This window comes from Megasphaera stantonii (assembly GCF_003367905.1).
In the GTDB taxonomy this organism is placed as follows: domain Bacteria; phylum Bacillota; class Negativicutes; order Veillonellales; family Megasphaeraceae; genus Megasphaera; species Megasphaera stantonii.
Genome location: NZ_CP029462.1, coordinates 848,948 through 869,650 on the forward strand (window position 1 = coordinate 848,948; position 20,703 = coordinate 869,650).

Annotated in this window: 16 protein-coding genes; 7 read left to right on the plus strand and 9 right to left on the minus strand. The window is 49.0% G+C overall.

The window, feature by feature from the left end; translation table 11 throughout:
• Positions 1 to 791 precede the first annotated feature (791 nt).
• From DKB62_RS04060 to DKB62_RS04075, 4 genes are all read right to left on the minus strand, one after another.
• Complete coding sequence (locus tag DKB62_RS04060) at positions 792 to 1,208, minus strand: MaoC family dehydratase (protein ID WP_087478870.1); 417 nt, start codon at positions 1,206 to 1,208, stop codon at positions 792 to 794.
• Positions 1,209 to 1,246: 38 nt separating this feature from the next.
• Positions 1,247 to 2,788 (minus strand): acyl CoA:acetate/3-ketoacid CoA transferase, encoded by a 1,542-nt coding sequence (locus DKB62_RS04065; RefSeq protein WP_107195765.1) that lies wholly within the window; start codon positions 2,786 to 2,788, stop codon positions 1,247 to 1,249.
• A 53-nt stretch (positions 2,789 to 2,841) separates the two neighbouring features.
• On the minus strand, positions 2,842 to 4,257 hold the full coding sequence (locus tag DKB62_RS04070) for a GntP family permease (protein WP_107195766.1): 1,416 nt from the start codon (positions 4,255 to 4,257) through the stop codon (positions 2,842 to 2,844).
• Between the two features lie 311 nt (positions 4,258 to 4,568).
• Positions 4,569 to 5,450, minus strand: coding sequence for a LysR family transcriptional regulator (locus tag DKB62_RS04075; RefSeq protein ID WP_087478515.1), 882 nt, complete (start codon positions 5,448 to 5,450; stop codon positions 4,569 to 4,571).
• A gap of 867 nt (positions 5,451 to 6,317) precedes the next feature.
• On the opposite strand from DKB62_RS04075, the gene DKB62_RS04080 reads away from it, so the two are divergent.
• The 7 genes from DKB62_RS04080 to aroD all read left to right on the plus strand — a co-directional run bounded on the left by DKB62_RS04080 (position 6,318) and on the right by aroD (position 14,198).
• Positions 6,318 to 7,871: an acyl CoA:acetate/3-ketoacid CoA transferase gene (locus DKB62_RS04080; RefSeq protein ID WP_107195767.1), complete on the plus strand. Its 1,554-nt coding sequence runs from the start codon at positions 6,318 to 6,320 to the stop codon at positions 7,869 to 7,871.
• Between the two features lie 25 nt (positions 7,872 to 7,896).
• Positions 7,897 to 8,805 (plus strand): VOC family protein, encoded by a 909-nt coding sequence (locus DKB62_RS04085; RefSeq protein WP_107195768.1) that lies wholly within the window; start codon positions 7,897 to 7,899, stop codon positions 8,803 to 8,805.
• Between the two features lie 27 nt (positions 8,806 to 8,832).
• Entirely contained in the window at positions 8,833 to 9,609 is a 777-nt protein-coding gene (locus DKB62_RS04090; protein WP_087478518.1) for an acyl-CoA dehydratase activase, read from the plus strand.
• A gap of 16 nt (positions 9,610 to 9,625) precedes the next feature.
• Positions 9,626 to 10,912 (plus strand): 2-hydroxyacyl-CoA dehydratase subunit D, encoded by a 1,287-nt coding sequence (locus tag DKB62_RS04095; protein WP_107195769.1) that lies wholly within the window; start codon positions 9,626 to 9,628, stop codon positions 10,910 to 10,912.
• The gene (locus DKB62_RS04100) at positions 10,912 to 12,033 is read left to right on the plus strand and encodes a 2-hydroxyacyl-CoA dehydratase subunit D (RefSeq protein WP_107195770.1); all 1,122 of its coding nucleotides are present in this window, start codon (positions 10,912 to 10,914) and stop codon (positions 12,031 to 12,033) included. The genes DKB62_RS04095 and DKB62_RS04100 overlap by 1 nt, the downstream gene beginning before the upstream one ends.
• Before the next feature lie 105 nt (positions 12,034 to 12,138).
• On the plus strand, positions 12,139 to 13,284 hold the full coding sequence (locus DKB62_RS04105; protein ID WP_087478521.1) for an acyl-CoA dehydrogenase: 1,146 nt from the start codon (positions 12,139 to 12,141) through the stop codon (positions 13,282 to 13,284).
• Positions 13,285 to 13,439: 155 nt separating this feature from the next.
• Entirely contained in the window at positions 13,440 to 14,198 is a 759-nt protein-coding gene (gene aroD / locus DKB62_RS04110; RefSeq protein WP_107195771.1) for a type I 3-dehydroquinate dehydratase, read from the plus strand.
• Here the strand turns inward: aroD and DKB62_RS04115 are convergent.
• The 5 genes from DKB62_RS04115 to DKB62_RS04135 form a co-directional block, all read right to left on the minus strand.
• Positions 14,193 to 15,485: an MFS transporter gene (locus DKB62_RS04115; RefSeq protein ID WP_232818764.1), complete on the minus strand. Its 1,293-nt coding sequence runs from the start codon at positions 15,483 to 15,485 to the stop codon at positions 14,193 to 14,195. The two genes, aroD and DKB62_RS04115, sit on opposite strands and share 6 nt — an antisense overlap.
• A gap of 184 nt (positions 15,486 to 15,669) precedes the next feature.
• On the minus strand, positions 15,670 to 16,893 hold the full coding sequence (locus tag DKB62_RS04120; protein ID WP_107195773.1) for an MFS transporter: 1,224 nt from the start codon (positions 16,891 to 16,893) through the stop codon (positions 15,670 to 15,672).
• Between the two features lie 83 nt (positions 16,894 to 16,976).
• Entirely contained in the window at positions 16,977 to 18,905 is a 1,929-nt protein-coding gene (locus DKB62_RS04125) for an oxidoreductase (RefSeq protein WP_107195774.1), read from the minus strand.
• A gap of 22 nt (positions 18,906 to 18,927) precedes the next feature.
• On the minus strand, positions 18,928 to 19,803 hold the full coding sequence (gene aroE / locus DKB62_RS04130; protein ID WP_107195775.1) for a shikimate dehydrogenase: 876 nt from the start codon (positions 19,801 to 19,803) through the stop codon (positions 18,928 to 18,930).
• A 40-nt stretch (positions 19,804 to 19,843) separates the two neighbouring features.
• Complete coding sequence (locus DKB62_RS04135) at positions 19,844 to 20,686, minus strand: sugar phosphate isomerase/epimerase family protein (RefSeq protein ID WP_107195776.1); 843 nt, start codon at positions 20,684 to 20,686, stop codon at positions 19,844 to 19,846.
• Between the last annotated feature and the right edge of the window lie 17 nt (positions 20,687 to 20,703).

A 20,703-nucleotide genomic window follows, 5' to 3' on the forward strand; every position in this document is an offset into this window, starting at 1 on the left:
TGTACTCTCAACTCCTTATAACTTTGTGACAATTAGAACTTAAAAGGACTAAAAAATAAAACAGCCATGGCTAATGCATTCTTAATATTCAGGATATTGAAATCTAAAAATGCATTCTACACATTCATCATAGCATTTCCATTTCAGCAAAGTAAAATGGTCTGTCTTCATTTAATATATGAAATAATTTCATTCTTCGCTTGTAAAACGCTTTACGTCTCAAGAGCTATTTTATCCCATATTCTTTGACTTCCTTTGCATTCCTTGAATGAAAAAAAGTATAAAAAGTCTATTCCAGACACTATTGTTCCTTATTATGAAATACTGATAGACGCATGTATGCTGTACTTTAATTCAAGTCCTCGTAGCAGTTCTAAAAGAAAAAAACTTTTTTGTTTCTCTGCAATAAAAAACGAAGAAAGTATTATGCGTTTTTAATCTAGCTGAAAAAAGGAAGGGAATGATTCTTTTTGTTCAAAAATGAACATTCTTCCTCTATTATATCGCATATCCATATATTTAAATCAATATATACGGCACATATAGCACTATCCTCTTCTTCTCATTGCCATTTTTTATACAGTGTTTCACTGCTTCATTAGTAATTTTGTAAAAAAAAAGACTCTTGCCAACCTGTCATGTGGGTTAGACAAGTTGGCAAGAGCTTGTAAGCACTTAAAAGGTTGGTTTCGTTTACTTAACCGGACATGTTGTCGGTGAATCATGTAAGCAGTGAATCATCGGCTTAGGCTTCTAAGTCCGGATACATCGGATACGAGCGAGCGTTTGACTTATTTTTTCATGACGCGGGCTTCGCCGTCCGTTACGACCTTGCCGTCCTGATTGGTTACGGTCGTCTTGAAGATAATGCGGTGTTTTGCATCGTCTTTTTCCTTGCATTCTACCGTCGCGGTCAGCGTATCACCGTAGAATACCGGTGCCAGGAAGCTGAGGGACTGATTCATGTAAATCGTGTTCACGCCCGGCAGCTCCGTGCCCAGTACGGCCGAAATCAGGCCTGCCGACAACATGCCATGGGCAATGCGCTGTTTGAACATGGAATCCTTAGCGAATTCTTTGTTGATGTGAACGGGGTTGAAGTCCGTCGTTACGCCGGCAAAGGCATATACGTCGAATTCGGAAATCGTCTTCGATACAGATGCTTTATCACCGATCTTAATATCTTCATATTTTACGTCTTTTGCCATTTCTGCATCTCCTCCTTGCTTACCTTACGGATATACTATTACAGTTCCAAACCCATGGGTTTGTCTTCAAAGATACGAGCGTCCATCAGCTTGACGTCTTTGACGATGGGCTTGAAGTCCATGTATGCCAATACGTCTTTTTCGATGTCGATGCCCGGTGCCACTTCGATCAGTTCCAAGCCTTCCGGAGTCAGCTTGAATACGGCGCGTTCCGTGACGTACAGTACGGGCTGTCCTACGGCATTTGCATAGGCGCCGCTGAACGTTACCTGTTCTACCTGATTCAGGAACTTCTTATTCCGGCCTTCGCTCGTGATGACCAGTTTGCCGTCTTTGACTTCTTCCTTCAGGCCGCCGGCTGTGAAGGTGCCGCAGAAGATTACCTTCTTGGAGTTCTGCGTGATGTTGATGAAGCCGCCGCAGCCTGCTACACGGCCATTGAACTTACTTACGTTGATATTGCCGTTGACATCCGATTCAGCCAAGCCGAGGATTGCCAGGTCTACGCCGCCGCCGTCATAGAAGTCAAACTGGTACGGCTGGTCGAGGATAACCGAGGCGTTCGTGGCTGCGCCGAAGCTCAGGCCGCCGGCCGGTACGCCGCCGATAGTGCCTGCTTCTGTCGTCAGTACCATGCTGTCGATGCCTTCTTCAGCGGCAACGATGGAAACGCCTTCAGGCATGCCGATACCGAGGTTTACGACTGCGTCGGGAATCAGTTCCATAGCGCAGCGGCGGGCAATGATCTTGCGGTTGTTCAGTTTCAGCGGAGCTACCGAATCCAGAGGAACTTTTACATCGCCGTTGAATGCCGGGTTGTACGCATAATCCCAAGTCATCATATGGTCAGCTTCGTCAGCTTTTACGACATAGTCGACGATTACGCCGGGGATCTTAACGTCTCTCGGGTCCAGCGTATTCTTAGCTGCTACATCTTTTACCTGAACGATAACGATGCCGCCGCAGGCTTTAGCTGCTTCAGCGATAGCCAAGGCTTCGCCCGTGCCGATTTCGCCGTCCATCGTAACGTTGCCGTCTTCGTCGGCTGTCGTGCCGCGGATGATAGCTACATCAATTTTGTGCGGATGATACCAGAGCCATTCTTCGCCGCCCAATTCAATAACTTCAACGATATCTTCCTTCGTTACATCGTTGATTTTGCCGCCTTCCAGACGAGGATCAACGAAGGTACGGAGGCCGACTTTGGTAATCGTGCCGGGACGGCGGCCCGCGATGTCGCGGAACCATTGGGAAATCGTACCCTGCGGCAGGTTGTAGGCTTCTACCTTATTGTTGTTGATCAATTCGCCGAGACGCGGGGACAAGTTGAAATGACCGCCGATAATGCGTTTCATCAAACCTTCTTCGCCGAGGTGGTTCAGACCGCGTTCGCCGCTGTCGCCCTGACCAGCCGCATATACGATAGACAAATCCTTCGGCGTGCCGTTGGCTTTAAACGAAGCCTGGATTTCCTTCAATACGGCTTCTGCAAGCAAGCCACCGACAAAACCGCTCGTTGCTAACATGGAACCATCTTTAATCTGCTGAACCGCTTCAGCAGCCGTTACAAATTTTGCCATGATGAGCATCTCCTCCCATTCTATACTTCAACAAACGTCTATATATAAATCGTTTAGTGGAGCCCTGTTACAGAGTAGATAAAGATGATGACGAATACGGTGAAGGTCTTCAATACCGTAATCGCAAAGATATCTTTATACGATTCTTTATGGGTCAGGCCGCAAACTGCGAGCAGCGTGATAACCGCGCCGTTATGGGGCAAGGTATCCAAACCGCCGGAAGCCATAGAGGCGACGCGGTGGAGGATTTCCGGACCCATGCCGATAGACTGACCCCAAGCGAGCCAATCCTGAGCCATCAGTTCCAAGGCGATAGCCAAACCGCCGGAAGCGGAGCCTGTAATACCGGCCAGTACCGTTACGCTGACAGCTTCAGATACGAGCGGCGTGCCGCCGATATGGATGCTGATGAGGAAGTTAGCAACTTCAGCGAAGCCCGGAAGCTGGGAGATAACGTTACCATAACCAACTTCGGATGCCGTGTTCATAATAGCGAGCAGGGAGCCGATAGCACCGGCGTTGAGGATCTTGGACATGCCGTCGACCGTTTTGATTTCGCGCCAGCCGACAACCAAGGCTACCAAAATACCGCTTACGAGAGCGATGATAAGGGACCAGATACTAGCTACGTTCTGAACCTTAGCAGCTACGAGGGGAACGCCCTTCATGGAGTGGAAGGGTTCCAAAATAGCCGGGTTCCATGTAACAAATTCCGTAACTGCAAAGTTGACGACCAATACCGTTACCAGCGGCAGGCAGGCAACATACCAGGGGAACAATCTTGCGTTCGGATCGATAACCGGTTCGTTCGTCGTGTGGTTGCCGTAGCCTTCGCCCTTGGCAATCGCAGCTTTCAAACGATGGGTTACATAGAAAATACCTAAGCCGTAAATAATAGCCGAGCCGATGAAGCCGGCGAGAGGACCGGCATAGAGGTTCGTGCCGAAATATGTCGTCGGAATAACGTTCTGAATCTGCGGAGTGCCCGGCAAGGCGTCCATCGTAGCCGTAAACGCGCCGAGGGCAATGCAGACCGGGATTAAACGTTTCGGATAATTTGCTTCTTTAAAGAGAGCCGCAGCAAAGGGATATACTGCGAATACAACGACGAACAAGAGAACGCCGCCATAGGTCAGGATCGAACCTGCCAATACGATGGAGAGAACGGCTTTAGCCGGTTCTTTGCCCAAGCCATTGATGATGGCGCTGGCCAAGCCGCGGGCCAATCCAGTTTCTTCCATGACTTTACCAAAAATAGCACCTAACATGAATACCGGGAAGTACGATTTGATGTACGTTACAGCCTTGCCCATGAACAATTCGGTGTACGAAGGCATAACGTCAAGGCCAGTCAAGGTAGCCGCCAAGATAGCCATGATTGGAGCCATCATGATAACGGAGAAGCCACGGTATGCAAAGGTCATCAAGCCAATCAAGCTCAGCAGAATAACGAGAATGTTAAAATCCATATGTCTCTCATCTCCTTTACCAATATAAAGTTTTAAAAAGTGAAAACAGTAACAAATTAAGTCATGACAAATGTACGCTTTACATTTAACGAATGCATTCTATGCTTTCATGATAGCACTTTCTATGAGGCAAAGTAAAACGACGTGTCTTCATTTTTTATATGAAAATCATTCAATAATTCATATTTTCATTCATCTTTCCAGGTTAAACGTTTGATGTTTTGCATATTTGCCTTTTTATGGCAATAAAATAATGAGTTTTTGTCCAATGAATGCAAATAATGCAATCAGACAAAAACTCATTGACAAGTTTATTTTTTTATAAACGTTTGAATCATGTCTAAAAACAGCTGCATCGGCGTGGAAATGAATTTTTCCTTGCGATAGGCCAGCGTCGGAATCCAGGGAAATTCCGGGTCGGTCAAGTGAATCTGCACGACCTTTCCATCGCAGATCTTATCGATGACCGGCTTGGGCAGAATGGTAATCCCATTGCCGCAGTTTATGGCTTCAATAAGCAGATCCCACTGCCCGCTCTCCATGACGATATTCGGGGAAAAACCAGCTTTATGGCAGTTGTTGATAATGCTGTCATGAAGCATGAACGTATTATTCAGTATGTAAAAATCCTCCTGGGCCAGCTGCTTGAAGGAAATCGAATCGTATTCAGCCAGGCGGTGTCCCGGCGGCACGACGCATACGGCTTCGGACTGCAGAAAGGGGATCTGCACGAAGTCATCGTCGACAAAGGGCTGAATCAGGATACCCATATCTACGGCGCCGGCTTTGACCATAGAATAGGCCGTCTGCGCCCCTACTTCGGATATCTGAAGGTTAATGGCCGGATACATGGATTGATATTGATGCAGAATAGAATATACGACCGTAATGGTAACCGGCGGAACGCCTAAGGTCAAGGTTCCCCGCGCCGATTTCAGCAGCGCCGACAGCACTTCCGTTTCCGATTTATAATTCGACACGATCTTTACGGCGCCATGGTAAAAGATTTCGCCGGCAGAGGTTAATTTAAACTTTTTCGCCGTCCGGTCAATTAATTCCGTATCATAGGCTCTTTCCAGCGAACGAATGGCCTTGCTGATCGTCGACTGGCTGATAAACAACGATTCGGCTGCTTTTGTAAAGCTTTGTTTTTTTACGGTTTCGATGAAATAGATAAAATGGTCTATATTCATATGTGTGTCTCCTCTCCGACAGGTTTGTCCCGAATCCTTATCTTCTGGTCACATACAAAAACTTTTACGATTTATTAGAAAAAAGGATTTCACGCCCCGATTCCATACTATATTTTTTATTATGTCATACAACAAATAGCGTTTAAAATGAAATTATATCATTATCAGCACGCTTTCAATTCATTTTGTTGCCTTTTCTGGAATTCCATGGAATTATAAATTAAATTTTTCTTTGCTTTTGGCACGACACGATTCTATTCCAAAATATCCGCCTATTTATCAGAAAAAACATAGGCTCAAAAGCTCAAGCCGCCTATTTATCTTCTTAAATATTATAAACACAGCCTGTCGCAAGCAAATCGATATACTTTTTTCATTCTGACCATTCAAAAAAAGAAAGAAATATAATGCTAGTATACTGGGCGTTCTCATACTGCCGCACCACATATATCCACCAGCAGCGCAGCATATTTGTACAAAATTAATATAATATATAGAAAAGATTCACGTACTATAGAACAACGTTACGAACGCCTTATCCCATCTTTCATACAGGCAAAAAGCAGCGTTATTTCTTTATTCGCCGCTATATTCGTCTTTTCCTTCCCTTCATTGCATATCGTTATTGACTAAAGATTCCATACTTCTCCTTATCTATTCCTTGACGTTATTGATTTTTCCATAGTATAATTCTCTCAAGTAATTAAACATGTGATTTTTTTATCAATTATTTTCTAACTTTGTTTTTATAATTCTTATAAAGAATTATATTTTCCAATAAATAGTTCTCTATAAGAATTCTAATATAGCAATAGTTCTGTATTTTATGCGATTTAAGACAAAAAAGGGGAAGGGGAATTTTATGTTATGAAAAAAGTGAAAGTTATCACATCATCTCAAGCAGCCGAATTGGTCAAAGATAACGATACCATAACGTCTATCGGCTTCGTCAGCTGCGCTCATCCCGAGGCTTTGACCAAAGCCTTGGAAAAACGATTTTTAGAAACAGGCTCTCCTAAAAATCTGACGTATATGTACGCCGCATCGCAGGGAAAACGCGATGGCCGCGGCGGTGAACATCTCGCTCACGAAGGGTTGCTGAAGCGTATTATTATCGGCCACTACCAAACGGTACCGGCAATCGGCAAGTTGGCCGTAGAAAACAAAATCGAAGCGTATAACTGCTCTCAAGGCACGTTAGTTCATTGGTTCCGAGCCTTGGCCGGCCATAAAATCGGTGTGTTTACCGATATTGGTCTCGGTACCTTCCTCGATCCTCGTCAAGGCGGCGGCAAGCTCAATGACGTTACAAAGGAAGACATTGTAAAACTGTTGGAAATCGAAGGACAGGAACAGCTTTTCTACCCGACATTCCCGATCAACGTCGCCTTCCTGCGCGGTACATATGCCGACGAATGCGGCAATATTACGATGGAAGAAGAAGTAGCTCCGTTGGAAAATACGTCCGTAGCCCAGGCAGTTCATAACTGCGGCGGCATCGTCGTCGTTCAGGTTAAACAAATTGTCGAACACGGCAACTTGGACCCGCGCCTCGTAAAAATCCCCGGGATTTACGTCGATTACGTCGTAGTCGCCGACGAAGCCGACCATGAACAGGCCTTTGGCTGTGCATACGATCCGACGCTGTGCGGTGAACGTCGCGCCCCCTTAGGCGAAGCTAGCGAAGCGCTTCCTATGAGCGCCAAGAAAATTATCGGTCGCCGCGGCGCCTTGTTCCTAAAGGAAAACGCCATCGTCAATCTCGGCGTAGGCGCACCGGAATATGTCGCTTCCATCGCTGATGAAGAAGGCATTTCCGATACGATTACCTTAACGGTGGAAAACGGAGCCATCGGCGGCGTGCCCCAGGGCGGCGCGCAGTTCGGCTCAACGCGAAACGCCGAAGCCATCATCGATCACACCTACCAATTTGATTTCTACGACGGCGGCGGTTTGGATATGGCCTTTTTAGGCTTGGCGCAATGCGATAAAACAGGCAACATCAACGTCAGCAAATTTGGAACGAACATCGCCGGCTGCGGCGGTTTTCCCGATATTTCCCAGCAGACGCCAAACGTATTCTTCTGCGGCACCTTTACGGCCGGCGGCTTAAAAATCGCCGTTGAAGATGGCAAGGTACACATTGTACAAGAAGGTAAATCAAAGAAGTTTGTCGATGCCGTAGATCAGATTACGTTCAATGGAGCATACGCCGCCCGCCGCGGTCAGCATGTCTTTTACATTACAGAACGATGCGTTTTTGAATTGACGGCAGAGGGTTTGAAGTTGATCGAAGTGGCCCCTGGCATCGACGTCGAAAAGGATATCCTCGCCCATATGGATTTCAAGCCCATCGTAGGAGAATACAGCCTGATGGACAGCCGCATTTTCCAAGACGGGCCGATGGGCTTAAAACAGTAATATATAACATAAGGAGATACTACAAATGAAACCCATGAGATTACACCACGTCGGCATCGTATTGCCGACACTGCAGAAAGCGCACGACTTCATCGAAGCCAACGGCTTGGAAATCGACTATGCCGGCTTCGTCGACGCCTATCACGCCGACTTGATTTTCACCAAAAAGGGCCCTTTCAGCAGCCCTTTGGAAATGATCATCCCTCGCGAAGGTGTCCTGACGAAGTTCAATAACGGCAAAGGGGGCATCGCCCATATTGCCTTCGAAGTCGACGACGTAGAAGCTGTCCGCCAGGAAATGGAAGCTGAATGTCCCGGCTGCATGCTGGAAAAGAAAGCCGTATTAGGCACCGACGATATTATCGTCAACTTCCGCCGCCCCAGCACCAATCAGGGGATTCTCGTCGAATACGTTCAGACGACGGCTCCTATTACGGGCCGCGACGTCAACCCGTTTGAATCCTTGGGAGAAGCCGGCAAGCTCAATACATCATGGCATCCCATGCGCCTTCACCACGTCGGCATCGTCCTCCCGACGATGGAAAAAGCCGAAGCCTTTATCAAAGCCAACGGCCTTGAAGTCGATTACGCCGGCTTCGTCGACGCCTATCACGCCGACCTCGTCTTTACGAAGAAAGGCGAATTCAGTACGCCGCTGGAAATGATTATCCCCCGCGAAGGCGTCCTGACGAAATTCAACAACGGTAAAGGCGGCATCGCTCATATCGCGTTTGAAGTCGACGACGTAGAAGCCGTCCGTCAGCATATGGAAAAAGAATGCCCCGGCTGCATGCTGGAAAAGAAAGCCGTATTAGGCACCGACGACATCATCGTCAACTTCCGCCGCCCCAGCACCAATCAGGGCATCCTCGTCGAATACGTTCAGACCATCGCCCCGATCAACCGCAGCAACCCTAATCCCTTTGAAAAATAACAACGCAAACCAGAAAGGATGAAACCCATGTATACTCTTGGAATCGACGTCGGCTCGTCGTCGTCCAAAGCCGTCATTTTAGAAAATGGAAAACATATCATATCCCACGCTGTCGTGGAAATCGGCACGGGGTCGACAGGGCCGGAACGCGTTCTGGAAGACGTCTTCTCCGGCACGGGCCTTACGATGGACGACATGGCCCATATCATTGCGACGGGCTATGGGCGCTTCAACGTCGACTGCGCCAAAGGCGAAGTCAGCGAAATTACCTGCCACGCCAAAGGAGCCCTCTTCGAATGTCCCGGCACGACGACGATTCTTGACATTGGCGGCCAAGACGTAAAAGCAATAAAGCTAAATACACAAGGCTTGGTCATGCAGTTCGCCATGAACGACAAATGCGCCGCCGGTACGGGCCGCTTCCTCGATGTCATGTCCAAGGTATTGGAAATCCCTATGTCCGATATGGGCGACTGGTATTTTAAATCACAAAACCCGGCCCCGGTCAGCAGCACCTGCACGGTCTTCGCCGAATCGGAAGTCATTTCCCTGTTGTCTAAAAACGTCCCGAAGGAAGACATCGTCGCCGGCGTGCACCGCTCTATCGCCAGCAAGGCCAGCGCCTTGGTCCGCCGCGTCGGCGTCGGTCCCGACCTTACCATGACCGGCGGCGGTTCCCGCGACGCCGGCGTCGTAGACGCTATATCCAAAGAATTAGGCATTCCCGTCAATGTAGCCCTGCACCCCCAGGTAGTCGGAGCACTGGGCGCCGCATTGATTGCCTATGATAAAGTCACCAAATAACAAAGGAGAGATCTCAATGAGTGAAGAAAAAACGATTGATATTGAAAGCATGAGCGCTAAAGACGCTCTCGGCTATTTTCTGCCGAAAGTAGACGAAGACGCCCGCATCGCAAAAAAAGAAGGCCGCCTCGTCTGCTGGTCCGCTTCCGTAGCACCTCCCGAATTCTGCACCGCTATGGACATTGCCATCGTATATCCTGAAACCCACGCCGCCGGCATCGGCGCCCGTCACGGCGCGCCGGCTATGCTTGAAGTCGCTGAAAACAAAGGCTACAACCAGGATATCTGTTCGTACTGCCGCGTCAATATGGGCTACATGGAGCTCCTCAAGCAGCAGGCCCTGACAGGTGAAACGCCGGAAGCCCTGAAAAACTCCCCCGCTTCGCCGATCCCCTTGCCGGACGTCATTCTGACCTGCAACAACATCTGCAACACCTTGCTCAAATGGTATGAAAACATGGCAAAGGAACTGAACATTCCCTTAATTACCATCGACGTTCCGTTTAACCACGAATATCCCGTTACCAAACATGCCAAACAGTATATCGTCGGCGAATTCAAGCACGCCATCAAACAGCTCGAAGAATTATGCGGCCGTCCCTTCGACTATGACAAATTCTTCGAAGTACAGAAACAGACACAGCGTTCTATCGCCGCCTGGAACAAAATTGCCACGTATTTGACATATAAGCCGTCTCCCTTAAACGGCTTCGACCTGTTCAACTACATGGGCCTGGCCGTTGCGGCTCGTTCCTTAAATTATTCCGAAATCACCTTTAACAAACTCATCAAAGAATTAGACGCTAAATTAGCCGCTAAAAAATACGCTTTTGGCGAAAACGAAAAGACCCGCGTAACCTGGGAAGGCATCGCCGTATGGATCGCGTTGGGCCATACGTTCAAAGCCTTGAAGAATCAGGGCGCGTTGATGACCGGCTCAGCATATCCCGGCATGTGGGACGTTTCGTATGAACCGGGCAACCTCGAATCCATGGCCGAAGCTTACACGCGAACCTACATTAACTGCTGCCTCGAACGGCGCGGCGAAGTATTGGAAAAAGTCGTCCGCGACGGCCAGTGCGACGGCCTCATCATGCACCAGAACCGCTCCTGCAAGAACATGAGCCTCTTAAACGACGAAGGCGGCAAACGCATCCAGAAGAACCTCGGCGTCCCCTACGTCATTTTCGACGGCGACCAGACGGACCCCCGCAACTTCTCGGAAGCGCAGTTTGACACACGCGTAGAAGCATTATGCGAAATGATGAACGAAAAGAAAGCCAACGAAGGAGGCAATCACTAATGAGCCATATTGATGAACTGATCAGCAAATTTCAAGACGTAGCAAACCATCCGAAAAAAACGGTATTAGAATATAAAAAGAACACCGGCAAAGGCCTCGTCGGCATTATGCCCTACTATGCACCGGAAGAAATCGTATACGCCGCAGGCTATCTCCCTGTCGGACTCTTCGGCGCGCAGAAACCGCAGATTTCCGCAGCCCGCACGTATTTGCCGCCCTTCGCCTGCTCCCTCATGCAGGCCGACATGGAGCTGCAGCTCAACGGTACCTATGACTGTCTCGATGCGGTCATCTTCTCCGTCCCCTGCGATACGCTCCGCTGCATGAGCCAGAAATGGCACGGCAAAGCTCCGGTCATCGTATTTACGCATCCGCAAAACCGTAAAATCGATGCTGCTGTCGACTTCCTCAAAGGCGAATACGAACACGTCCGCAGCGAATTAGAACGCATTTTGGGCGTAACCATTACCGACATGGCTTTGCAGGAAGCAATCAAAGTCTACAACGAAAACCGCCGCGTCATGCGCGAATTCTGCGACGTCGCCGCTCAGTATCCGCAAATCTTTACGCCGGTAAAACGCCATGACGTCATCAAAGCCCGCTGGTTCATGGATAAAGCCGAACACACGGCCTTAGTCCGTCAGCTCATCGACGCCGTCAAAGCCGAACCGGTACAGCCCTGGAAGGGCAAGAAGATTATTCTGTCCGGCATTATGGCCGAACCGGACGAATTCCTCGACATCTTCAGCGAATTCAACATGGCCGTCGTCGCCGACGATTTGGCCCAGGAATCGCGCCAGTACCGCAACGACGTTCCCTCCGGCATCGATCCGTTGGAACAGCTTGCTAAATGGTGGCAGGACTTCGACGGTTGCCCCTTGGCTATGAACCCGGACAAACCGCGCGGACAAATGCTTATCGACATGGCGAAAAAATACGACGCCGACGCTGTTGTCGTCTGCTTGATGCGCTTCTGCGACCCCGAAGAATTCGATTATCCTATCTACAAAGTCGAATTTGAAGAAGCAGGACTTCGCTATACTGTTCTCGACGTCGATTTGGAATCGCCGTCTTTGGAACAGATGCGTACCCGTATTCAGGCATTCTCTGAAATGCTCTAATTCTTTCACATCGTTGTATAACGCCAAGGCTTACGCGCCTTCAAGGAGCCGGCCTTGGCGTTTACATATATTCACTTATTTTAATTTTTAGGAGGAATACAACTCATGGATTTTAAGCTCACAGAAATGCAGCAAGACATTGCAAACCTCGCGAAAGATTTCGCTGAAAAGAAATTGGCCCCGACCGTCAAAGAACGCGACGAAAAAGAAGTCTTCGACCGCGCTATCCTCGATGAAATGGGCACCCTCGGCCTCCTCGGCATTCCCTGGGAAGAAGAAAACGGCGGCGTTGGCGCCGACTTCCTCAGCCTGGCCGTTGCCTGCGAAGAAGTCGCAAAAGTCGACCCCTCCATCGCTTTGAGCTTCGAAGTTCACACCATGCTCTGCTCCTGGCCTATCTGGAAGTTCGGCACGGCAGAACAGAAAGAAAAATATTTGAAACCCCTGGCAGAAGGCACGAAGCTCGGCGCTTTCGGCTTGACCGAACCCAACGCCGGCACGGACGCCCTCAACGGCTCCACAACAGCCGTTAAAGAAGGCGACTACTACGTCCTCAACGGCTCCAAAGTGTTCAACACCAACGGCGGCGAAGCCGACGTAACCATCGTATTCGCAGCTACGGACAAATCCAAGGGCGCGAAGGGCATGAGCGCGTTCATCGTCGAAAAAGGTATGGAAGGCTTCACCTACGGCAAAGAAGAAGTTAAAATGGGTATCCGTGCTTCCGTACAGCGTGAACTCGTATTCCAGAACGTCAAAGTTCCGGCAGCCAACCTCCTCGGCAAGGAAGGCGAAGGCTTCAAGATCGCTATGATGACCCTTGACGGCGGCCGCGTAGGCGTCGGCGCACAGGCTCTCGGCATTGCAGAAGGCGCGTATAACGAAGCTGTGAAATACGCAAAAGAACGCGTTCAGTTCGGCAAACCCATCGCTACGAAACAGGCCATCGCCTTCATGCTCGCTGACATGAAGCTCAAGATTGAAACGGCTCGCCTCGCCGTATACAAAGCTGCCTGGAAGATGGGCCAGCCCGACGTGAAGTCTTACTCCATGGACGCGGCTATCGCTAAGAAATACGCTTCCGACATCGCTATGCAGGTCACGACAGACGCCGTACAGGTCTTCGGCGGCTACGGCTTCACCCGCGAATACCCGGTAGAACGGTACATGCGCGACGCCAAGATCACCCAGATCTACGAAGGCACGAACCAGGTACAGCAGATGATTATTTCCGGCTCTATCCTGCGGTAATCGTACTCTCCACACATACAGAGCTTGCCATTTCTGTTCCCCAAAGCATCTCCCGGCAGTTTCCGCCGAGAGATGCTTTTTTCATTGCCCATACGCCGCCAATGCGCTACAATAACATCAAACCCATTCACGCGATATACGCGAAGGAGGATATAATGATCACTATTGGCAACGCAGCCCTCGACAACGGCATGCCCAAAATCTGCGTCCCCATTGTCGGACGCACTGTCGAAGAATTGATACAGGAATGCCGTTACCTGCAAGATAAACCGTACGACGTCGTCGAACTCCGCATCGACTTCTTAGCAGACGTCACGTCCCTTCCCGCCGTCGGCGAAGCTCTGGCAGCCGTCCGCAGGGAGCTCCCGAACAGCGCCTTCTTGTTTACCTTCCGCACGAAGGAAGAAGGCGGCGAAACGGCCGTCCCGGAAGCCTATTATTTTGAATTAATCCAGTACGCCGTCGCCAGCGGCAAGGTCGACGCCGTCGATGTAGAATACTTCCGCAATCAGGACAGCATCTGCCAGACCCTGGCCGTCGCCAAGGAACATGGCGTCACCGTCGTCATGAGCAACCACGACTTCGAAAAAACGCCGTCTTTCGACGAAATCACGGGCCGCCTCATCGGCATGAAGCAATTAGGCGCCGACGTAGCCAAATTGGCCTGCATGCCGAATTCGGCTAAAGATGTGCTCACCCTCTTATCGGCTACGGAAGCCGTCAAAGCCCAATATCCGGACGAACCGATCATCACCATGTCCATGGGCAAATTAGGCGTCATCAGCCGTATCAGCGGCGAAACCTTTGGCTCAGCCATGACATTCGGGTCTGCGAAAAAAGCCTCTGCACCAGGACAATTAGATATCACAGCTCTGCACTCCATATTGCATACCCTGCACGGCAGTAAATCATGAATGCTCTGATGCATCAATACGGTGAATATCGCCGACAATACAAAGGAGAGAAAAGACGCCGACAGCCGCCACGGCGCTGATAAATACCATAGCCCCGATGAATGAGTCTGTCACATGTACGATAAAGCCAATGACAATAGGCGTAATAATACCTGCCAAATTGCCGACAAAGCTGAAAACGCCGCCGGCAATACCCATGGACTCGGCAGGAGCTATATCACCGACAGTACTCCAAAGAATAGCCGCCATGCCTTGTCCAAAAAAAGAAACGGCCATAATAGCGATAATCACTGCAAGGGAATCGGCGTAATTTGCAGCCATGATCGACATGGAACAGATAAGGCCGCAGACAATAGGCGTTTTGCGTGCTTTCGACAAGGAAGAACCGCTGCGCAGCATATAATCAGACCAACGCCCGCCCAACAATACGCCGCACAGCGCTCCGGCATAAGGAATAACGGCATAAAACCCGGCCTGAATCATAGGAAGCTGCTTAGCCATAACCAAATACATAGGAAACCAGGTCAGGAAGAAATACATTGTACTCGTATTAGCAAATTGCCCTAAATAAATGCCCAATAACTGGCGATGTTTAAATAGCTCAAGGATCTGCGCTGCTGTAACCTTCTGTGCCGTGCCAGCCTTTTCAGCCTGCCCTCCGCCTTCCCGGATATAAGCTAGTTCGGCTTCATTGACGCCCTTGCAATCTTTAGGGTCACGATATAAAAGATACCAAAATAAACTGATAATAATGCCGACACAGCCTGTCACATAAAAAATTTCCCGCCAGCCGAAAGCCTGCAGAATCCAAAACAGCACTGGCGTCAAAAATGCCAATCCAATAAACTCGGCAGCAGTATAGATCGATGTCGCCGTAGCCCGTTCTCTATCAGGAAACCATGCAGATACGACGCGATTATTCGTCGGAAACGCCGGTGCTTCCGCAGCGCCAATGAGCATCCGTATGATAAACAGCGCGGTAAAACTGCTGCCCAAGCCCATAATCATCGTAAACAAGGACCAGAAAAACAAGGACAATGCATATGTAATACGCGGTCCAAGTCTTTCCAGTATATATCCGCCAGGAACCTGCATAAACGCATACGCCCAAGCAAACGCCGACAACAGCATGCCCATTGTTACAGCATTGAAACCAAGCTCAGCACTCATACTGGAAGCGGCAACAGCCATATTAGTCCGGTCCAAATAATTAATAGCCGTAAGAACAAAAATAAGCGACAACATAAACCAGCGTTTATTCGTCTTTCGGGGAATAGATTTTTCCACATGTTCCCATCTATTCATTATACTGCTCCTTTCTCTATCTCGGGGCCGTCTTTATTTGTTATATTTTTCACATTCTTAAGCAAAAAGAAAGTTACGCTGTACATCCTTGCACATATACAACCATATTGCCAGAAAATTAAAACAAGAATAATAGTAGGAGCTGAAGGCAGTTCCTACTATTATATTATGCGTGCCGTTTGCTGGAAATATTGACAAACAAGGCCAATAGTACACTCATCAACGTGACAGCACTATTAAAGAGGATCACGTATTCCGGCCCGTTATTTCCGCCCATAGAGGCAATAGAGCCGGCAGCAGATACGCCGACCCATGTCCCTATGCTGGACATGACCATGACGACACTGATAATCGTTCCTTTCAAATGGGGAAATAAGTCGCTGACAACAGCCGTTACCAGCTGCAGTACGCCGCCGGCTGCCGAATATCCAAGTACAAATCCGCCGATAATAGCAATAAGCGGATGATGGACAAAAAGCAAAACAATGAGCATCGTCAAGGCAATAGCCGGATACAGCAGCAATAGGCGAATAGACTTGATATACTTATCAACGACAGCGGCCGTGAGTAATACAGCAGCGACAATGCCAACAGAATAATAAGACTGGATAATCGCCGGATTCTCCATGCCTACCCATCGTCCAAATTCCTGATTGCAGTTAACCCATATCTGAAATGTCGCTGTCGTCGTAAAGCCCATGATGATGAGGGCAATGCTGGATGGCGTGAAATGAATCGCCTTTATTTCCTGCCAGAATGAGGGCTGGTCTTTCGAACTTTTGTCCGCTGCAGTCATTGCTGGAAAAGGCATGACAAAGGTCAATATCGTCAACACAGCACATAAGACAGGGAATACATAAAACAACGTCGTATACGGCATGTGATTCGAGGCGACGAACAAAATCAGCAGCGGTAAAATAAACTGACCGATGGCAACGAAAAGCTTCGTCAAAATGCTGGCGACAGCCGTCTTGCCGACGAAGATTTCCATAACTGCCGGCATTACGCCGCCGTTAGAAAAAGCATTAGCAATCCCGCCAATGAGACCGAATACGTATGCAGCCTGCAAATTAGTCGAAAATACCATGCCCAAAAAGAAAACTGCATAACAAATACTGCCGACAGCCGACACGATGCGCCGCCCTATCTTATCTGATAAGGGGCCTGATACGAAACTGCCAATCAGGCATCCTAACCCCAATGAAGCCGACACCCAGACGACGCCGCTGGCATCAAAGGCGCCATTCGCCAAAGTCGCCGCGCCCCACTGCGCGGCAAATTCCTGTTTGTACTGTCCCAAAATAGATGCGGCAACACCAAGAACCAGATAGTTAAGGTATAAGACGATAGCCGTCGGATATAGTCGTTTATGATTTTGTATAATTTCCATAAGGTACCTCCGGTCTATCCGGGCAGCTTTTCTTTTACCGAAAAGCTGCCTCTGAGACCTGCGTATATATACAGCAAAATACGTTAAATAGCTAATGCGGCATCGAACGCTTCGCCTGTAGCCAGCATAGCATTGCCCGGGGCCTTGACAGCTTCGCCGATGACGAAGACCTGCGGGATAACAGCGGAAAGTTCTTCTTCCAAGGGATTGTAGCTTCGTGAACCCATGGCCAGAACAATCGTGTCAAATCCGCGGATTTCACCTTCCGTACCATCAGCAGTCGTATAAGAAACGCCGTCAGCAAAGAACTGTTCAACTTTCGCACCAGGAAGGAGCTGCACATCATGCCGTTCGAAATCCTGGAAAATAAATAAACGGTTTTCAGCGCTTACATCACCGGCGATGGTATCCTTCATCTCAATTACAGTAACGTCATGATTGCGTTCCGCAAGGAATTCAGCAGCCTCACATCCAACCATGCCCCCGCCTACGACAAGAGCTTTTTTACCGACATGAACCTTGCCTTCCAGCATATCCTGAGCCGTTACATAGCCGCAGTCGGCAAGTCCGGAAATCGGCAGGATAAGCGGCTTAGACCCAGTAGCCAAGATGACGGCATCGGGAGCCATCTCCTTGATAAGCTCTGCCGTCGCTTCCGTATTCATCCGGATTTTTACGCCAGCGTCTTCACAGCTGACAATAAAGCTGCGGATAGCGCTCGTCAAGTCGCCCTTATCGGCCGGGAATGCCGCAATGTAGAAATTACCGCCCAACGTGCCGTTCTTTTCCAGCAAGGTAACGTCATGACCGCGAAGAGCGCAAACCTTAGCGGCATATAAACCGCCGGGACCGCCTCCAACAACGACGACCTTCTTCGGCACTGCAGCTTTCGTCAGCTCACCTTCCCGGCCCACAATCGGATTGACAGCACACGTAATCGGTTCGCCCTTAAACATTTTCGGCACGCAGCCCAACAGACAGCCAATACACGGAGTAATAAAATCGGAAGCACCGTGTTTCACTTTATTCGGCATATCCGGATCAGCAATGCTCTGACGGCCAAAGGCTACGATATCCGCGCGGCCTTCCCGTACCAGGAGTTCTGCATACTGCGGCTCCGTATATCTGCCCACTGTAATAACAGGTACTTCGACAGCCCGTTTGATTTCCGTAACCAATTCGGCACTAAAGCCGCCATGTACCGCACCGGGAGCCCACATAAATTCATCGTGGAGATGGACGGCGCGGCTGACGTGGAGCGCATCGACACCGCATTCCTCTGCTAAATACACTGCCACTGCAGCTGCGTCCTGCACGGTCTGGCCGCCTTCGACATCATCGCTGCCGTTAATCCGACACAAAATAGGCAATGTGCCGTTTGTCTTCTTGCGAATATTTTCAATGATCAGAGAAATGAGCCGCATGCGATTTTCAAAGCAGCCGCCGAATTCGTCAAGGCGATTGTTCGTCCGCGAGGAAATAAAAGTGCTGACTAAATAGCCGTGAGCACAATGCACCTCGACCATATCGATGCCGGCGCGCTGAGCGCGGGCTGCCGCGTCGCCGTAGCATTCGATGAGTTTGTAAATTTCTTCTCGGGAAATAGCCTGGGGGATTTCCCGGCCGCTCGACGGCGCAATAGCACTGGCAGCCTTCAGCGGATACCCTGTCAGCTTAGAATTGCCTTCCGGACCAGCATGCTGCAGCTGGATCGAAACTTTTGCGCCGTATTTATGACATTCGTCAGCGACAGCGCGGAAACTATCTATGGTATCGTCGGAATACAGGCAGGGCTTGCGGGGTCCGCCCTTAGCTTCTTTGTATACAACCGTCGATTCTATCGTAATAAGGCCGTAGCCGCCTTTGGCACGGGCACCGTAATATGCAACGGATTTACTGCTCAAGGAGCCGTCCGTATTGGCAAAATTATTGCCCATGGGCGGAACAGCGAAGCGGTTGGGAATCGTCACGCTGCCGATTGTAAGCGGCGAAAACATGGCTTTATACTTCATAGTTGTACCCTCTCCTTACCATTTATTCAGCAAAAAATTTTTCTTCTACTTCTTTGTAAGGCATATCCTGGCCCGTATACAATTTAAACGCCGCCACGCCCTGCCACAGCAGCATGCCGATACCGCCGATAGCAGCTTTACATCCTGCCTTCTGTGCTTCTTTGATTAAGATAGTTTCTCGAGGATTGTATACCGTATCGGCTACAACCAAATCGGGACGGAGATACTCAGGATGAATCAAGCTGTCATCATCGAGGGGCTTCATGCCCATTTTCGTCGCATTGACGAGAATATCCGCATCTGCAATGGCAGTCTTCAAAGCTTCAGCATTGGCCAAATCATCGACTTCGACATGGCAGGCCGGTACGGCTTCACTCAACTTAGCGGCAATATCTTCGGCATTGGCATAAAATTCATCTTTAATATTAAAAATCTTCAAATCAGCAGCTCCATCCAATGCTGTCTGTACGGCAATAGCCGTCGCAGCACCGCCGGCACCCAATAAGACAATTTTTTTCCCCTGTACGCCGACGCCGTGTTCCTGCAGATTTTTGACAAATCCGATACCGTCCGTATTATAAGCAACGAGCTTGCCTTCTTCTGTAATGACGACAGTATTGCTGGCTCCAATCAATTTCGCAGCCGGCGTGATTTCGTCAACATAATTCAGCACTTCCCGCTTGCAGGGCATGGTGACGTTAAAACCGCCGACGTTCAGCATTTTGAGAGCAGCAACGCCTTCGCCGACCTTATCGACGGGAATATCAAAGGCCAGGTATGCCGCATCAATACCCAGACGTGCGAAGGAATAATTGTACATAGCCGGCGAGCCGGAATGCCCTACAGGAGAACCGATCAATGCAAATAAACGAGTATGTCCAGAAATTCTTGTTTCCATGTTATATCACCTTTCATTTTAGAATATATTGTTTTATTCATTATTGGAGAGCTTCAGGCCAAACCGATTCCAATACGGTTTTTGTATGGTCATAATCATGAACAGCCGTTTCGGCAACGCCTTTTGCTAAAATATCATCGCTGATGACTTCAACGCCGATGACGGCCGGTTTAATGCCCTTATCCTTGATCATCTTGACAAAACCTGCCGTGTCGCCATATCCCGTGCCGGGCGCTACGCGGTCATGCATGGACTCATCGCGAAGAATAGCCGCTGCATATGGACGGGCCAGGACATCATTAATCTGAATGGACACGACCTTATCAGCAGGTACATCGGCAAGGATAGACGGATCATACGACTGGTTAGCCCGTACCCAGTGCCATGTATCAAGGATAAGCTTGGCATTATCACAACCAGACAGTTTTACTACATCCCAAGCTTTTTTGACATCGGGAAGACCGCTGTACGGCATAGGTTCTACACCGATGACCCATTTGCCGGCACGCTGGCATAATTCTTTCAATTTCTGCGCTGTATGCTCCACAGAATAATTCTCCATAAGACCGCAGTTGATATGCTGTACGCCGAACAATTCGCACATGTGGAAGCAAATTTGTTCTTTATACTTCTGCTCATACGAACGATGATTTTCGGCCCATTGTACAATGTATTCTACTTCCGTGACTTTCATATCATATTTTTTCAAAATTGCCAAAATATCTTCATCGTGAAGCCCTTCAGCTAACGCGTCGACATACGTTTCAGCACGAAGGCCGATTCCTTCAAAGCCGGCTTCTTTGGCAGCGCGCACGCGTTCTTCAAAGGTGCATTGGTCTCCTAATGACCAGGAACTAATCGTAATAGGGAATTTTTTTGACATCGTATATACATCTCCTT

Coding starts and splice junctions, on each gene's coding strand:
- DKB62_RS04060 (WP_087478870.1), bottom strand. CDS start 1,208: ATGGCAAAAGACGTAAAATATGAAGATATTAAGATCGGTGATAAAGCA.
- DKB62_RS04065 (WP_107195765.1), bottom strand. CDS start 2,788: ATGGCAAAATTTGTAACGGCTGCTGAAGCGGTTCAGCAGATTAAAGAT.
- DKB62_RS04070 (WP_107195766.1), bottom strand. CDS start 4,257: ATGGATTTTAACATTCTCGTTATTCTGCTGAGCTTGATTGGCTTGATG.
- DKB62_RS04075 (WP_087478515.1), bottom strand. CDS start 5,450: ATGAATATAGACCATTTTATCTATTTCATCGAAACCGTAAAAAAACAA.
- DKB62_RS04080 (WP_107195767.1), top strand. CDS start 6,318: ATGAAAAAAGTGAAAGTTATCACATCATCTCAAGCAGCCGAATTGGTC.
- DKB62_RS04085 (WP_107195768.1), top strand. CDS start 7,897: ATGAAACCCATGAGATTACACCACGTCGGCATCGTATTGCCGACACTG.
- DKB62_RS04090 (WP_087478518.1), top strand. CDS start 8,833: ATGTATACTCTTGGAATCGACGTCGGCTCGTCGTCGTCCAAAGCCGTC.
- DKB62_RS04095 (WP_107195769.1), top strand. CDS start 9,626: ATGAGTGAAGAAAAAACGATTGATATTGAAAGCATGAGCGCTAAAGAC.
- DKB62_RS04100 (WP_107195770.1), top strand. CDS start 10,912: ATGAGCCATATTGATGAACTGATCAGCAAATTTCAAGACGTAGCAAAC.
- DKB62_RS04105 (WP_087478521.1), top strand. CDS start 12,139: ATGGATTTTAAGCTCACAGAAATGCAGCAAGACATTGCAAACCTCGCG.
- aroD (WP_107195771.1), top strand. CDS start 13,440: ATGATCACTATTGGCAACGCAGCCCTCGACAACGGCATGCCCAAAATC.
- DKB62_RS04120 (WP_107195773.1), bottom strand. CDS start 16,893: ATGGAAATTATACAAAATCATAAACGACTATATCCGACGGCTATCGTC.
- DKB62_RS04125 (WP_107195774.1), bottom strand. CDS start 18,905: ATGAAGTATAAAGCCATGTTTTCGCCGCTTACAATCGGCAGCGTGACG.
- aroE (WP_107195775.1), bottom strand. CDS start 19,803: ATGGAAACAAGAATTTCTGGACATACTCGTTTATTTGCATTGATCGGT.
- DKB62_RS04135 (WP_107195776.1), bottom strand. CDS start 20,686: ATGTCAAAAAAATTCCCTATTACGATTAGTTCCTGGTCATTAGGAGAC.